The organism is Streptomyces sp. HUAS TT11, assembly GCF_051553595.1.
In the GTDB taxonomy this organism is placed as follows: domain Bacteria; phylum Actinomycetota; class Actinomycetes; order Streptomycetales; family Streptomycetaceae; genus Streptomyces.
Map to the genome: position 1 here is coordinate 5,860,344 of NZ_CP196184.1, position 14,954 is coordinate 5,875,297.

11 protein-coding genes, 1 tRNA gene and 1 pseudogene are annotated in these 14,954 nt (G+C 69.3%); 4 read left to right on the top strand and 9 right to left on the bottom strand.

Annotated features, from left to right (window positions below):
* Nucleotides 1-243 precede the first annotated feature (243 nt).
* Together ACSHXN_RS26185 and ACSHXN_RS26190 are read right to left on the bottom strand one after the other, a co-directional pair.
* Nucleotides 244-2,721: a SpoIIE family protein phosphatase gene (locus ACSHXN_RS26185; protein WP_438303808.1), complete on the bottom strand. Its 2,478-nt coding sequence runs from the start codon at nt 2,719-2,721 to the stop codon at nt 244-246.
* Nucleotides 2,722-2,849: 128 nt separating this feature from the next.
* Entirely contained in the window at nt 2,850-3,011 is a 162-nt protein-coding gene (locus tag ACSHXN_RS26190; RefSeq protein ID WP_438303809.1) for a hypothetical protein, read from the bottom strand.
* Between the two features lie 750 nt (nt 3,012-3,761).
* Between ACSHXN_RS26190 and ACSHXN_RS26195 the strand changes: the two genes are divergently transcribed.
* Complete coding sequence (locus tag ACSHXN_RS26195; protein ID WP_355138933.1) at nt 3,762-4,202, top strand: VOC family protein; 441 nt, start codon at nt 3,762-3,764, stop codon at nt 4,200-4,202.
* Between the two features lie 843 nt (nt 4,203-5,045).
* On the opposite strand, the gene ACSHXN_RS26200 is transcribed toward ACSHXN_RS26195, so the two are convergent.
* The 6 genes and pseudogenes from ACSHXN_RS26200 to ACSHXN_RS26225 form a co-directional block, all read right to left on the bottom strand.
* The gene (locus ACSHXN_RS26200) at nt 5,046-5,291 is read right to left on the bottom strand and encodes a DUF7660 family protein (protein WP_438306501.1); all 246 of its coding nucleotides are present in this window, start codon (nt 5,289-5,291) and stop codon (nt 5,046-5,048) included.
* A 6-nt stretch (nt 5,292-5,297) separates the two neighbouring features.
* Nucleotides 5,298-5,480, bottom strand: a pseudogene (locus ACSHXN_RS26205) (IS982 family transposase); the annotation flags it as partial.
* 236 nt (nt 5,481-5,716) lie between these two features.
* On the bottom strand, nt 5,717-5,842 hold the full coding sequence (locus ACSHXN_RS26210; protein WP_267889283.1) for a hypothetical protein: 126 nt from the start codon (nt 5,840-5,842) through the stop codon (nt 5,717-5,719).
* Entirely contained in the window at nt 5,839-6,507 is a 669-nt protein-coding gene (locus ACSHXN_RS26215) for an ABC transporter ATP-binding protein (protein ID WP_438303810.1), read from the bottom strand. The genes ACSHXN_RS26210 and ACSHXN_RS26215 overlap by 4 nt, the downstream gene beginning before the upstream one ends.
* Before the next feature lie 28 nt (nt 6,508-6,535).
* The gene (locus ACSHXN_RS26220) at nt 6,536-8,503 is read right to left on the bottom strand and encodes a bacteriocin-associated integral membrane family protein (RefSeq protein ID WP_438303811.1); all 1,968 of its coding nucleotides are present in this window, start codon (nt 8,501-8,503) and stop codon (nt 6,536-6,538) included.
* A 261-nt stretch (nt 8,504-8,764) separates the two neighbouring features.
* Nucleotides 8,765-9,055 (bottom strand): lactococcin 972 family bacteriocin, encoded by a 291-nt coding sequence (locus ACSHXN_RS26225; RefSeq protein ID WP_059130951.1) that lies wholly within the window; start codon nt 9,053-9,055, stop codon nt 8,765-8,767.
* 527 nt (nt 9,056-9,582) lie between these two features.
* Between ACSHXN_RS26225 and ACSHXN_RS26230 the strand changes: the two genes are divergently transcribed.
* Nucleotides 9,583-9,735: a helix-turn-helix transcriptional regulator gene (locus ACSHXN_RS26230; protein ID WP_355138925.1), complete on the top strand. Its 153-nt coding sequence runs from the start codon at nt 9,583-9,585 to the stop codon at nt 9,733-9,735.
* A gap of 714 nt (nt 9,736-10,449) precedes the next feature.
* On the opposite strand, the gene ACSHXN_RS26235 is transcribed toward ACSHXN_RS26230, so the two are convergent.
* A tRNA-Arg gene (locus ACSHXN_RS26235) sits at nt 10,450-10,525 on the bottom strand.
* 306 nt (nt 10,526-10,831) lie between these two features.
* Between ACSHXN_RS26235 and ACSHXN_RS26240 the strand changes: the two genes are divergently transcribed.
* Nucleotides 10,832-12,439, top strand: coding sequence for a dynamin family protein (locus ACSHXN_RS26240; protein ID WP_355138921.1), 1,608 nt, complete (start codon nt 10,832-10,834; stop codon nt 12,437-12,439).
* Nucleotides 12,440-12,444: 5 nt separating this feature from the next.
* Entirely contained in the window at nt 12,445-14,523 is a 2,079-nt protein-coding gene (locus ACSHXN_RS26245) for a GTP-binding protein (protein ID WP_438303813.1), read from the top strand.
* Nucleotides 14,524-14,954 lie beyond the last annotated feature (431 nt).

The following is a 14,954-nucleotide window of genomic DNA, read 5'->3' on the forward strand; positions in this document are numbered from 1 at the left end:
GGCAGCGGGGCCGTGACGGCTCCGCCGCGCGTGCCCACCCCACCCGCGGTGACCCCGGCTTCGGCACTTTCACCCGAACGCGCACGGCTCCGGAGCGAATGCGTGGATCTCCTCTCGTACGCCTCTACGCCTCTACGCCTCTCACTCGTGGAGCCCGGCACAGGACGTCGGCGGCACAGCGTGGGTCGGAGATGTGCCGGACACTCCTGCGAAGCCGGTTTTCGCGAGATCGTTGGGTTCGACTCAGGCGGCCACCGGTCGGCGTGCGGACGTGTGGGGGAGGTCCTGTTCGGCCCAGACGACCTTGCCGTCCGACGTCGATCGTGCTCCCCACCTTCGGGACAGGTTGGTGACCAGGGAGAGGCCGCGGCCGTTCTCGTCCGTGGTGCGTGCGCGACGCTGACGCGGGATGAAGGCGGCGGTGTCGGACACTTCGCAGGTCAGCACCCGGTGGCGGAGGAGTCGGAGTGCGATCGGGCCGGTGCCGTGGCGTACGGCGTTGGTGACGAGTTCGCTGACGATCAGTTTTGTGGCGTCCTCGAGGTCTTCCAGGCCCCATTCCGTGAGCTGGTGTGCTGCCAGGGCGCGGGCGTGGCCGGCGGCGGATCGGTCGCGGGGCAGGGCCCAGGTTGCCACCCGGCCGGGGTTGAGGGAGCGGGTCCGGACGAGGAGGAGGGTGACGTCGTCGCAGGGAGTGCGGTCGGGAAGGGTCCGGGTGGCGATGTCGCAGAGGTCGTCGAGGGTTCGGTCCGGCTGGGCGAGGGCGGTGCCCAGGCGGTGCATTCCCACTTCGATGTCGTGGTCGCGGGTCTCGATCAGGCCGTCGGTGTACAGGGCGAGGACACTGCCCTCGGCCAGCTCCAGCTCCACCGAGTCGAACGGTTCGCCCAGTCCGACACCGAGCGGGGTCCCGGTGGGGAGGTCCGGGTAGGAGACCCGGCCTTGCGGGTCGATGATCGCGGGCGGGGGGTGTCCGGCCGATGCCATGGTGCAGCGGCGGGTGGCGGGGTCGTAGACGGCGTAGAGGCAGGTGGCGCCGGTCACCGCGATGGGCGGGTCCGGGAGATCGCAGTCCTCCTCGCCCAGTCGCTGGACCGTGTCGTCGAGTTGGGCCAGCAGTTCGTCGGGGGGCAGTTCCATGTCGGCGAGGGTGTGGACGGCGGTGCGGAGTCTGCCCATGGTCGCGGCGGCGTGGAGGCCGTGTCCGACCACGTCACCGACGACGAGTGCCACTCGTGCGCCGGACAGCGGGATCACGTCGAACCAGTCGCCGCCGACCCCGTGGTCCACGTCCGCGGGCAGGTACCGCGATGCCACCTCGACCGCTGTACCTCCCGTCAGACGGCGGGGCAGGAGGTTGCGTTGCAGGGTGAGGGCGGCGGCATGTTTGCTTGCGTATTGGCGGGCGTTGTCCAACGAGTGGGCGGCGCGGCGGACGAGTTCTTCGGCCAGGAGCAGATCGACCTTGTGGAACGGCTCGGGATCGGTGGTGCGGGCGAACAGGGCGACGCCCAGCAGGGCGCGGCGTGCGCGGATGGGCACGATCATGATCGAGTGCATGCCGTTCTCGCGGATGTGGTGTGCCAGTTCCGGGATGTTGTCGACCCAGGTGCCCGAAGCGGTGTCGAGGACCGGCTCCAGACGGGACTTCCCCGCTCGCAGGACCGCGGTGAAAGGTGAGGCGGCAGGCACGTCGACCGGCTCGCCGCGCATCCACGGTGATTCCGGGACACCTTGGTGGATCGAGGCCAGGCCCGCCCGCCGGAAAGCGGGCAGAGGACCGCCCGTCGCACTGATGCCGACCGGGGGTCCCTCCCCGAACGAGACCGACTGCTCCAGGTCCACGGCGACGTAGTCGGCGAGCAGGGGCACGGCGAGGTCGGCCAGTTCCTGGCCGGCCTGCATCACGTCCAGGGTGCTGCCCAGACGCGCACTGGCCCGGCCGAGGACGGCGAGGCGCTCGCGGGCCTGCCAGCTGGTGGTGACGTCGGCGCTGATGACGCACACCCCCAGCGATGCGCCGTCCGCGCCCTGGAGGCACTGGAAGGACACCACGAACGGCTTCTCGGCGCCCTGGCTCGTCGGCAGCCACGTCCGGTACTCGTGGATCTTGGTCGTGCCGTTCCGGAGGACCTGCCGCATCACCGCCTCGATCGTTTCGGCATTGGCACCGGGCAGTACGTCGGTGAACCGACGTCCGAGGCGACGGTCACGGGAAAGGCCGTCATGGCTCTCGGCAACATCGTTCACGTAGATGGACCGCAGCTGCCGGTCCCGAATGCCGACGCCGATCGGCGTGCCGGCGAGGAGCGGTCCCCGCACCGATCCGTCCACCGCGTCCCCGGACGGCATACCCACGTCGGTCATGGACGCGAGCCAGCGCGCGGACCCGTCCTGGCCGTGCAACGCCGTGATCCGCACATTGACGTCGAGCACCCGGCCGTCCCGGCGGCGCACCGCCGTCGCTCCCGGCCAGCCGTTCTCGGCGCGGCACCGCTCCACGAACGCCGATGTCGGCGTCGCCTCCTCGAGTGAGGGCAGCACGAGTGCGGCGGACCGGCCGACGATGTCCCGGGCGGAGTGCCCGAGGAGTCGTTCGGCGGTGTGTGTCCATGCGACGACCGTCCCCCGCTCGTCGAGCAGCGCGATGGCCGTGTCGAATATGTCCGACGCGTTCAGCTGCTTGCCGAGTGTCACTGCGTCAAGGCTGGTCGTGGTCATCGAGTGCCGCCCTGGAGGTCTGGGAAAGCCGACGGTACGGGGCTTCAACGTTGTGCCCCTTTTGTGTCGAATGACCGAATAGTGGTTGATTCTGTGACAGTGCCGCGGCAGTGGCCTCGGCCGCCGTCTCAGGAGTGCGCGAGTGCTCGGTCGAGGGCGTGGTCGGCGATCTCCTGCCACCCGTCCTGGACGGCCGTCAGGCGGGAGCGCCCGGGAAACACCCTGACCTCGGTGAGGGTGCCCTCCGCCTTGTAATGCCTGGCGTTGGACATCCGGACCTTCGGCGGCACGACACGGTCGTCCTCGCCGGAGAGGAACGGCAGGGGCGCAATTGCCTTCGTGGCACAAAGGGTGCGGATGCCCGCATCGCCGCGCCCGATTGTTGAGCCGCTCTTGCTCTTGCGACCGGCAGGGCCGCGCGTCCCCCGGTTGTGCCCAGCGACTCCCCGACGTGGGCCGGGGCACGATCGGCGCCGCCGTTTCTTCCGCGAGACCCCGCTGCATCCCGTAGGACCGGCGGTGCAGGGGCACGGCTAGGCTGCGACTCGTGCCTGAGATCAAACCGACGGATGCGGAAGCCGAGAGGGCGAGAGGGCGTGTCCCACTGTGGCTGGACGCCGAGGATCTTCGTTGGCTTGCATCCCGGTGCTGTTGCTCCGAGGACACTCCGGAGGAAGATCGTGAGCAGTGTGGGCGCATCCGCTTCCGGGCGTCGGCCGCGCTCCACAAACACGGCCTGAGCCGCTGACCGCTGTCGACGGACGGTCTTGTACTCCGGCCCACTGAAGGGAAGGCCCCCGGCGGCGCCCCCGAGGGACTCGCACCTGCGGTCAAGTACGTGGAAGGCGCCTGGTGTGATCGTCGGCGCAACCCTTCTGACCTGATGCTCCAGGGATGGCAACGTCCACTGGCTGCGGCCGCTCCTGCCGGGTGTCTGGCTGAGCATCCTTGCTCTGATCCTGTCGAGAACGTGACACCGGCTCCGTCCCAGGGATATCAGTGGCCACCACCGGCCGTACGAGGAAGAAGGAGAAACCAGCATGGCGATTCAGCGGATGGACAACGTCGGCATCGTCGTCGAGGACTTGGACGCCGCCATCGCGTTCTTCGTGGAACTCGGGATGGAGCTGGAGGGCAGGGCGGAGGTCGAGGGCCCCTTCGCCGACCAGTGCACCGGACTCGAGGGTGTCCGCTGTGACATCGCGATGGTCCGGACCCCGGACGGTCACAGCCGGCTCGAGCTGGCGAAGTACCGCAACCCCGCGGTGATCGGCGCCGGGCCGCGCAACCGGCCGCACAACGTTCTGGGCACACACCGCGTCATGTTCGCCGTCGACGACATCGAGGACACCGTTGCCCGCCTGCGCCCGCACGGCGCCGAACTCGTCGGCGAGATCGCCCGGTTCGAGGACAGCTATCTGCTCTGCTACCTCCGCGGCCCGGAGGGCATCATCGTCGGACTGGCCGAGCAACTGCGCTGAGAAGGAGGAATCGATCATGCAGCCGAACGGAAGCCATGGGATGGACCTCGGAGAGAGGTGGCCGACCACCTCTGAACCCCGGCAACGCTACGTGAGGCTGCCTGGTTGAGCGTCGAGACATCCGTCGGAGGCCTCGCGGAGGCAAGCGGCTGCACGCCTTCTTCGCCACGCTGCACTACTGCGGTCCGCGACCAGTGGAAGCCGTAGCCATGCGTGTGCAGGACGTGACACCGCCCGACCCCGAAGCCGACGACCCGTGGTCCGGGCTGTTGATCCATACGGCGACCCCGGAGATACACGTCTTCGGGTTGCCCACGGGGAGGCGCGTGTACGGCAACCGGCACACGCGCCTGACCTAGTGGCTCAACGACGGTTCCCGCCCGCCCAGGCGGCCGAGAGGGCCGAGAACGGTGTCCCGGTACTCCTGGTCACCCCTTCCCGGTGCGCCGACGGGCAGTTTCCCGATCTGAAGAAGCGACTTGAAGCGCCCGCGGATCTCCCCGAGCTGCCCGGCGCCGGCTGATTCCCTCAGACGAAGACTTCGACACGTACTCGACACAGTCACCCGCGAGACCCCGGTGACAGCCGGACAGCCCCGGCGTCTCCCCTTGATCACCTGGAGAGCGCCCGGGGTTTCACCGTGTCGGGCCGCACTCGCCCTGACCAGCAAAAAGGCCCTCCCGGGGGGGGCTCTCAGTGGCGCCCCCGGCAGGACTCGAACCTGCGGCCAAGCGCTTGGAAGGCGCCTGGCGGGACGGATACCACACCCCCGCTGACCCGGGTCTTCTGCTGCACTTGATGTCCCGTCGACTGGTCTTCGACACGCATTCGACCCGGCTCGGTCTACTCGTACACGGTCGCCGCTTGCAGAGCTCGCGCGAAGAACTTCCAGTCACCGCCGGACGGCATCTCCAGGCCGCTGTTGGTGTACCAGCCGTCTGCGTCGCCGATCCAGCCTGCCAGGGCTTCCAGAAAGCTCGGAAGGCCCGCGTTCTCCCACAAGCTTCCGCCCTCGGAGTGACTGCGACGCAACGAACGAAGGCGGCCAGGTCTTCTCTGCTGTCGACGTGACTGGATGACTGATTCCAAGGGTTGGTGGTCGTAGTCGGTCAGGGACCGCGGGACGGGCCGGCCGGTGTGGTGGTTGTGCCATGCAGCGGCGGTCAGGGCGAGGAGTCGCTGGAGGATGCGGACTGCCCGGTCACCGGGTGTGCGGCCGCCGTGCCGTTCCAGGCCGAGCCGGCCTTTGAGGGTGTCGTTGACGGGCGAGGTGGTCTGCGCGGTCCGCCCCGAACCGGCGCAGTAGCCGTGCCGCCCCCTGCTACGAAGCCGCCCCGTCAGTCCGTACGGCGAGGCGGCTTCAGCGTGTTGGACACCGTCCAGATCGTCCGCCCCGGCATCGCTGCCAGCCGGGGTGGGCGGCGGCAGCCCCGTGCCCACCCCGGCTCCGCAGGTGCGTGTAGGACTGCGGCGGCCCCGGATCACTTCGCACCACGCACCCGGGCTCTGTGCCGTCAGAAGACCGTCTCTGCGATCCGACCCGCGAGGGTGAATGCGTGTGTGCCGTAGACGGCGAAGACCGCGATGGCGGCGAGGACGATCAGCCCGAGCGGTACAGCCCAGCCGAGACGGATCTTCATGCGTGCTCCTTGTTCTTGACGGGCCCCGGCTCCGTCGCACTTCCGACAGTCAGTACGGTGTCGCAGCGGTCTCGGACGGCGTCGTTGTGGGTGGCGATGACCACGGCGCAGCCGTCGTCACTCATCGTGCGGAGAATATCCACCACCAGGGTGGTGTTCTCGTGATCGAGGGCGCCGGTAGGTTCGTCGGCCAGGACGAGGGCCGGTTCCTTGACGATGAGGCGAGCGAGCGCAACGCGCTGCTGTTCGCCGCCGCTGAGCCTATGGACCTGCTCCTTCTCACGGCCGTCGAGCCCGACACGTTTGAGGGCGTCGGCGACGGTCGGGGAGCCTCCTCGCTTCCTGCGCGGCTTCATGGCTACTTCGAGGTTGGCGGCGACCGTCGCGTTCTCGATGAGGGCGTAGTTCTGGAAGAGATAGCCGAGGACGTCGCGCCGGTAGCGCCGGGCGGCGCCCGGTCCGAAACCCGTGATGTCCTTGCCCTCGTGCTGGATCGCTCCTGTACTGGGGCTGTCAAGAAGCCCGAGACAATTGAGCAGGGTCGATTTGCCGGAGCCACTCGGACCGACCAGCGCAAGCAACTGACCGTGCTGGACGGTGAAGTCCAGGCCGGACCAGAGGGTTCGGGGGCCGTAGGACTTGCCGAGGTTTTCGATCTTGATCATGCGCTGGCTCCGGGAGAACGGTGCGATGTCATGCTTCTGCCGCCCCTTCCTTGACGATCCGGCGGTGGAAGACCGCCAGTGCCACGACAACCGCCGTGACCTCGACGGCGACGAGCAGGGCGTTGGCGGTGAGATCGAGGCCGGTGATCTCAATGAGGGCAGTGGGCCGCGCCGCTCCCAGGGCGGCCCGCTCAAGGTTCTGCTGGTTCTCCCGCCATATCTGGAACGGCATCCAGACAGCGAGAAGAACGGCCAGGACACCCTCCAAGGCCAGGAGAGAGCGGTGGGTGACGGGGAACCGCCAGCCGCTGATGTGCCGGGCGAAGATGGCCTGTGCGTTCTTCCGGGCATGGACGATGCACGCTCCCACGCCAGTGATGAGCAGGACCGATATCGCTACCGCCAGGTTGAAGAGCTGAAGCCTGAAGTCGGCGACGAGGTCCCGGAGGTTGAGGGCGGCGTTCTGGCCGACCGGGCTCATGCCGGTGACGTAGGTCTCCAGGTGGTACTTCGCGATTCCGGCCGTGACATCGTCCGGGGCCTTGAAGACGAGACTCTGCTGCGAGGCATAGGACATGTACCCACGGTCACTCATGTAGGGAGACCCGTCGGGAAAGACGATGAGAACGGGATCTTGTACGAAGGACTCGTCCGCATCCGGGTTGGTTCTCCGCTGCAGCCGACCTCGGGGGTTGTAGGTGAAGAGACGTTGATCGTCTTCGATGGAGACAGCGGATACCCGCTTGCCGGGGACCTTGCCCGGTTCGTTCGGGTTCAATGTCTCCGGGACCATGGCGGCGAGCCGGTCGGTGTAACGGCTCAGACCCTTGGGCACCAGCAGCCGTATCCGGGTGCGGTCGGCTGTTGTCTCGGGAAGAGGCCGACCGCCCGCGTCGAGGACCGGCTGCGCGGCGAGATAGGACTCGTTGACCAGAAGAAGATCACGGTCGGGGAGTGCCGCCCGGTTGGCGGAATCCCGGAAATGCCGGTGTCCGACGACAAGAACCTGTCCGTCTTTGTCCGCCTGGCGCAGCCACCCCCCTACCTGATCGGTGAGCGCCTTCAAGCCGCTCTCGCTTGCGACACTGCCGTTGAGAGCGAGCGCCGTCGTGTCCCCGATCTCGCGGTACGTTTGGATGCTTGATTCACGGGCCATGATGTTCTGGCCAGCCAGGACGACGTCACCCGTGATGCCCACCGCGAGCAACAGGGCGGGAATCCGTACGAGGTAGGTGCTCACCGAAGCGGTACGGGTGGGCAGTTCACCCTTGAGGGCGCGCAGCAGCTCGGCCCGGAAGGTCAGCTGGAGGACGATCGCGTGGGCCGTCAGGGCGACGAGGCCCAGCGCGGCGGCGAACCCCAAGGCCACGAGAGCGAAGGTCCCGATCCAGGCCAGCCCGTTGTACCAAGCCAGCAGAAGGAGGACCAGGGCGGTCACGACCAGGAGTGCGGCCATCCAGAAGACGGCCAGCTGACGGAAGTCCCGCAGGAGTATCCGCCCGAAACTTCTGCCCTGCAGCCGTTGGACCCCGTACGCCTTGGCGCTGAGCATGACGCCGGCACCTGTCATCGTCACGACGGCCAGGGCGACGATGAAGAAGGAGCGGAGAAGAGCGCTGCCGCTGTAGACCGGAGTCAACTGGTCGATGGAGTAGGGGTGGTACACCGCGGCCTCGAATCCGAGGCTTGCCAGGACCTGGACGAGTTCACCGGCGGCTTGGTCCGGTCCGAAGACGTAGTAGTAGCCGCGGGGATCGCGATTGCCGAGTTCGGCGATGGGGTGCACCTCGGTGCTGTAGTCGCGGTCGAACGCGGGGTAGCCGTCCCGCAGCCAGTCGGAGCGGGGCCCGCCGGCGGTGAGATAGAGGTGTCGACGGCTGTACGGCGCCTTGAGATCGGGGGTCTCACGGGCGATTGTCGCCCGGTGGGTATCGGCGAACTCCGTCAGCACGTGGGTGACCTGCGCACCGCTGGTCGCACCGTTCGAATCCGTCACCCATACGACAGCTGAATGCCCCATGGCCCAACGCCCATCGAGGTCTCGGATGAACAGAAACGCGAGTACTGCGGAGAACACCAGCACAGCGGCGTGAACGAACTTGATACTTCGGTGCAGCATGAACGACCCGGGATCGGGGAGCGCGGCTCCGGAAGGGCAGAGTCAGACAGGTGACGGGCCGTCCGCGCGAGACCTGGCGTCTGCGTCCGCGGGCGACCCGCTCACCCTGTGGTCAGCGGGCGGGCAGGCCCGCCCGCATCAGCAAGAGGTGTTGTAGTAGGCCTTGTTCCCCGACAGCGCCACGTCGGCCTGCGCGAAGGACCAGCTGCCGCTGGCTGCCTCGTCACTGTCGATGTACTTACCGACGGCGGTCGAGCCGTGGCACTTGCTCCCGTGGTAGTAGTCCGACCACACGATCGCCGTTCCGGCTCCGTGGTCCCAGGTGCCGCCCTCCGCAGGGTAGGTGATGGTCGCCAGCGCCGGGGTGGCAGCCGCGATGACCAAGGCGCCAGCTGCCAGGCTAGCCTTCAGACCACTCTTGATCTTCATAGTCAACCCTCAAGTCGTCATGTGAAAGTCAATGGATGACATGGCCATGCAGATGATTCAAGATCGTCGCACCCCCCGGCTAGATCATTTTTTGGTCAACCTTGCGGTTGACGGATCGTCGCGTTCAGGCGAGAGCCAGAAGCCTCGGCGAGTGGCTGGAACGCGCTGGGGCAGCGTCCGCGCGGCGCGGAGTTGGCGCGAAGCAGGCGCTCAGCGCGCCCGGGCGGCGACCGGCCCCGTTTCTGTTTCCCCTGGTCGGGGCGCTATAAAGATGACGAACGGTGACTTTGTAGTCAGCGTCACTCACTGCCTGGCGGGCCGGATGCCCAGCAGACCGAGGCGAACCGCAGGCATCCGTACGGGACCGGCTCACCGGCCGCGCGACTGCTCAGCCTCCGCCGCTACGTGGTCCGCCCACGCTGGGCCGCTCACGGGGTGGACGGCCCCCCGGCTTCGACGAAGACCGGTACCAGGAACACGACACCATCGAGCGGGCGATCGACCGGCTCAGGCGGCCGCGACGGACCATGCTCACTCTCGCGGAGGTCTGCGAGGAACTGGCCGTCTCCCGCTCGACCTTCTACGACTGGCGGGCCGGACGCCGCGCGCCGCGCTGCATCAAGCTCCCGAACGGCCTGCGGCCCACGACCCGAGGAAGCCGTGGCCATGCGTGTGGCTGACGTGACCCTGCCCGAGCCCGACGCTGACGACCAGTGGTGCGAGCTGCTGATCCACACGGCGACCCCGGAGGTCGGCAAGCAGTGCACCGACCCGGGGGAGATCCACGAACCACGCGAGCTGAAAGGTCGTGCGGAGGGTGAAACACGCACGGTGCCGGGGCATCCCGCCCTGACACGCATCCTGCGGCAGCACATCGCGGACGAACAGCTCAGGCCGGGTGATCTGCTCTTTCAAGATGAGAACGGCGGCATCCTCGCCGGTTCCGTCATCCGTCGGGCGTGGCGCAGCGCGCATAGGGCCGTGCTGCCCCGCACATGTTCGACTCGCCCACCGGGCGGTGCGTGTACGACAACCGGAACACGCGCCTCACGAAGTGGCTCAGCGACGGCATCCCGCCCGCCCGGGTGGCTGAGTGGGTCCGGAACAGTGTCGTCGTGCTCCTGTCCACTTGTGCCCGTTGCATCGACGGGCAGCTGCCGGACCTGAAACAGCGGCTCGAAGCCGCGGGCGACCTCCCTGAGGTGCCGGGCGCCGGCTGACCTCCGGCCGGGAACTTCGACACGTATTCGACACGGCCACCCGCAGAAACCCGGTGACAGCCGGACAGCCCCCGAGCCTCCCCTTGATCGCTGGGGGAGCACCCGGGGTTTCACCGTGTCGGGCCGAACCCGCCCTGACCAGCAAAAAGGCCCTCCCGGAGGGAGGGCTCTCAGTGGCGCCCCCGGCAGGACTCGAACCTGCGGCCAAGCGCTTAGAAGGCGCCTGCTCTATCCACTGAGCTACGGGGGCCGGTGTGGTGGCCTGTCGTGGTGCCCGGGTGTGGGCCGTTCCGTGACCTTGCCGGGGACAAGGATAGGGCTCTCCGCTCCTCGTCCCTGGTGCTTCACCTCCGTGGCTCGATGTGGAGGTTCAGTGAAGCGGTCCGATAATCGCAGGCAAGTGCGAATCCTGCATCGCTTTTGACGCCTGGCGCCCCGGGTGTTGTGCACTCGTTATGCCTGCGTCCCAGTCGCGCCTTCCGTCCCTTGTGTCCTGTCGGCGCGCAGGAACGCACATATGCTTCATAAAGCCAACAAAAGCGGGCATTCTTCGCATGTGGTGACCTTGGACGTACGGCCTCAGCTGCTCGACGCACTCTCCGCTCTGCGTGAGCGTGTCGCCGCCGCACGCTTCCCGCTGCCCCTGGTGGGGGCTCCACGCGCGCGTGCGAACCGCGACGAGCTCCTCGCGCAACTCGACGACTATTTGGTGCCCCGGCTGAGAGAGCCTGAAGCGCCGTTGCTGGCCGTCATCGGGGGCTCCACCGGAGCGGGCAAGTCGACCCTCGTGAACTCGCTCGTGGGGCGCAAGGTCAGTGAGGCGGGCGTACTGCGGCCCACGACGCGTACTCCCGTGCTCGTCTGCCATCCCGAAGATCACCACTGGTTCAGCGGTATGCGCGTACTGCCCGATCTCACCCGCGTCTGGGTGCCGCATCAGGAGACCGGTGACGACCTCGAGGGGGTCGCCGGGCGCGAGGAGCGGCTGCTGCGCATCGAGACCGCCGACACGCTCCCGCGCGGGCTCGCCCTTCTGGACGCGCCCGACATCGATTCCCTGGTCGCCGACAACCGGATGCTCGCCGCGGAACTGATCACCGCCGCCGACATCTGGGTCCTGGTCACCACCGCCGCGCGGTACGCCGACGCCGTCCCGTGGCATCTGCTGCGGACCGCCAAGGAACACCGGGCGACGTTCATCACGGTGCTCGACCGGGTGCCGCACCAGGTGGTGTCCGAGGTGTCGCGGCAGTACGGAGCCCTGCTCACCAAGGCCGGACTCGGATCCGTGCCGCGCTTCACCGTGCCCGAGCTGCCCGAGTCCGCCTGCGGTGGCGGTTTGCTGCCCGCCACCGCCGTCGCGCCCCTGCGGGCCTGGCTCACCCTCCAGGTGAGCGATCCCGCCGCCCGGGAGGTGGCTGTGGGGCGTACGGCGCACGGCGTGCTGGACTCGCTGAAGTCGCGGCTGCCCGAACTGGCAGGCGCGACCGCCGCACAGTACGCGGCGGCACTGAGGCTCACCGCTGCCGTCGACACGGCCTACGACGGCGAGTACGCGCGCGTGCGGAGTCGCCTGGACTCGGGAGCCGTGCTCGCCGGCGACGCCCTGAAGAGGTGGCACAGCTATCCGCTGGACTGCACCGCGGGCGAGCTGCTGGACGCCCTCGTCGAGAGCCTGGGCTCCCTGTTGCTGTGCGCCGTCACGGCCGCCGACGAGCGCGTCGACGAGGCCTGGCGGCGGGAACCGGCCGCCGAGGCAGCCGAGCTGACCAATCGGGATCCGGCCCTGGAGAACGCCGAGCACCGCATCGGGATGGCGGTACGACGCTGGCGGCGTGTCCTCGAGGAGTACGCCGAGGAATCGGTCCGCGACATCGACAAGAGCGTCGCTCCGGACACCGAGGTGGTGTCCGCCCTCGTCGCCACCGCACTCCTCGGCGGGCGCCGCGCGGGGGCGGCGGGCGAGGAACTCGCCGAACGGATCGGCGCCCAGGGTGCCTTGCGGTTGCGCGACCGCGGAGCACGACTGCTGTCCGAGTATCTCGACCGTGCGCTGCGCACGGAGCGTGAGCGCCGCCTCGCCCCCCTCGACGCCCTCGGTGTGCACGCCGAGCCCCAGGCCGAACTCATCGCTGCGCTGTCCGTACTGCAGAAGGAGAGGTGACCACGGTGGCTGCCGTCACTGACCGCACGGATCACGTCGAGGGCCCCGAGGGCGAACCATCGAAGACGGGTGCCGTGGCGGCCGAGGAGCGACCAGAGGGCGAGGGGCGCGGTCCGGCGCTCCGCGAGTCGGGTCACGAAGGCGGACACGCGCGCGTGCAGCGTGGATCCGGCCGGGTGCGACGGGACCGGGACGCGGGCGCGGCGCAGGACGAGGCGGACAGGGACACGCGCGACACGTCCCGGGAGGCCCGGTCGGAGACCGGGACTCCGCATGCGGACCACGGGGAGGGTGCCCTCCACGCGCGCGTGGGGGACGGCACCGGGCACGCGCGCGTGGAGGGCGACGATCAGGCGGACCGCGGCGAGACGACGGACGAGTGGGACGACGGGCTGATCGCCAGGCGGCTGCCCGAACCGGCGGTGGCCCAACAGGAGATCACGATCGTCGAGCCCCGTTCGCCCAGCGCGCGACCTCCCGCGCAGCTCGCCTACGACGGGCCCCTGCGATCGCGTCTGGACGCGTTGCGTGAGCTCGTGGGACTGTCGCGCACCCGGCTGGACAGCCACACGCTCGCCGAGGCCGGCCGGGTCCTGGACGAGGCGGCAGCGCGCCGCAGACTCTCCGGGGAACACACGGTGGTCGCCATCGCGGGCGCCACCGGCAGCGGCAAGTCGACGCTCTTCAACGCGCTGGCCGGCGTGGCCCTTTCGGAGACGGGGGTGCGGCGGCCGACCACGGCGGCACCCATGGTGTGCAGTTGGAGCGACGGCGCGGCGCCACTCATCGACAGACTCGGCATCCCCGGGCGGCTGCGTCGGCGCCCCATGCAGGCCCCGGACGGCACGACGCACCTACAAGGGCTCGTCCTGGTCGATCTGCCCGACCACGATTCCGCGGTGGTGCAGCACCGGGAGCAGGTCGACCGCATCCTGGCGCTCGTGGACGCCGTGATCTGGGTCGTCGATCCCGAGAAGTACGCCGATGCCGTCCTCCACGAACGCTATCTGCGGCCGCTGGCCGGGCACGCCGAGGTCATGTTCGTGGTCCTCAACCAGGTGGACCGGCTGCCGGGTGAGGCCGCCGAGCAGGTGCTCGACGATCTGCGGCGGCTGCTCGACGGGGACGGGATCGCCCTCGGCGAGTACGGCGAGCCGGGCGCGACCGTGCTGGCCGTGTCCGCCCTCACCGGAGAGGGCGTGGACGAACTCGAGGAGGTGCTGGGCCAGTTCGTGGGCGAGCGGGGTGCGGCCGCACGACGCATCTCCGCCGACATCGACGCGGCCGCCGTCCGGCTGCGGCCCGTCTATGCGACCGGCGGGCGCGGCGGGCTCAGCGAGGAGGCGCGGGAGGAGTTCACCGGACGGCTCGCGGACGCGGTGGGTGCCACCGCGGCGGGCGAGGCCGCCGAACGTGTGTGGCTGCGCCACGCCAACCGTGCCTGCGGCACTCCCTGGTTGCGCCTGTGGCGGTGGAACCGGGAGCGGCGCGAACCCTCCACCGGGCGGCTCCCGGCGCGGGCGCCCGCGGACGAGGAGGCCACCGCCCGGCAGCGGGTGGAGCAGGCCGTCCGGACGGTGGCGGACCGGGCCGCGCTCGGACTGCCCGCGCCCTGGGCCCTGGCGGTGCGTGAGGCCGCGGTGCGTGGTGCGCAGGGGCTGCCGGAGGCGCTGGACGAACTGGCCGCGGGTTCCGCGGTGCCGCAGGGTCGGCCACCCCGGCCCGGCTGGTGGCCCGCCGCCGTCCTCGCCCAGGCCACGATGACGCTCTTCCAGGTCCTGGGGGTGCTGTGGATGTTGGGGCAGGTCGTCGGATTCATGCCGTCGAACTTCGGTGTGCCGGCGCTGTTCCTGCTGTCCGGTCTTGTCGGGGGCCCGGTCATCGAGTGGACTTGCAGGCTGGCCGCGCGCGGTCCGGCACGACGTTACGGGCTCGAGGCGGAACGTCGGCTGAGAGAGGCGGCGGCCGGTTGCGGGCGGGCCCGGGTGCTGGATCCACTGGCGGCGGAACTGCTCCGGTTCGGGGAGGTGCGGGAGGAGTACGCCAAGGTCACGGGAGCAACGGCGGGAGCGCGTGTGGGGTGAGCTGCGCACGGTCGAGATGAGCTGCGTCGGGTCGGGGTGAGGTGCGTCCGGTCGAGATGAGCTGCGTCGGGTCGGGGTGAGGTGCGTCCGGTCGAGATCTGCTGCGTCGGGTCGGGGTGAGGTACGTCCGGTCGAGATGAGCTGCGTCGGGTCGGGATGAGGTACGTCCGGTCGAGATGAGCTGCGTCCGGTCGGGATGAGGTACGTCCGTGCGAGATGAGCCGCGTCCAGGCGAGGTGAGCTGCGGTCGGTCGACATGAGGTGTGTCCGGTCGGCAAGGCGGACAGGGGGAGCGGAGGTCCTCGTTCGGGTGCCGGAGTTGTCCACAACCGGCCGGTGGCCCACAGTGCTCAGCGGGCTCGGCCCGTCGGGGGCAGTCTGATCTCGCGGCGATCGCGGCGAAGGCGATCGCCGCAGGGGTGGCGACACAT

Coding starts and splice junctions, on each gene's coding strand:
- ACSHXN_RS26185 (WP_438303808.1), bottom strand. CDS start 2,721: ATGACCACGACCAGCCTTGACGCAGTGACACTCGGCAAGCAGCTGAAC.
- ACSHXN_RS26195 (WP_355138933.1), top strand. CDS start 3,762: ATGGCGATTCAGCGGATGGACAACGTCGGCATCGTCGTCGAGGACTTG.
- ACSHXN_RS26210 (WP_267889283.1), bottom strand. CDS start 5,842: ATGAAGATCCGTCTCGGCTGGGCTGTACCGCTCGGGCTGATCGTCCTC.
- ACSHXN_RS26215 (WP_438303810.1), bottom strand. CDS start 6,507: ATGATCAAGATCGAAAACCTCGGCAAGTCCTACGGCCCCCGAACCCTC.
- ACSHXN_RS26225 (WP_059130951.1), bottom strand. CDS start 9,055: ATGAAGATCAAGAGTGGTCTGAAGGCTAGCCTGGCAGCTGGCGCCTTG.
- ACSHXN_RS26230 (WP_355138925.1), top strand. CDS start 9,583: ATGCTCACTCTCGCGGAGGTCTGCGAGGAACTGGCCGTCTCCCGCTCG.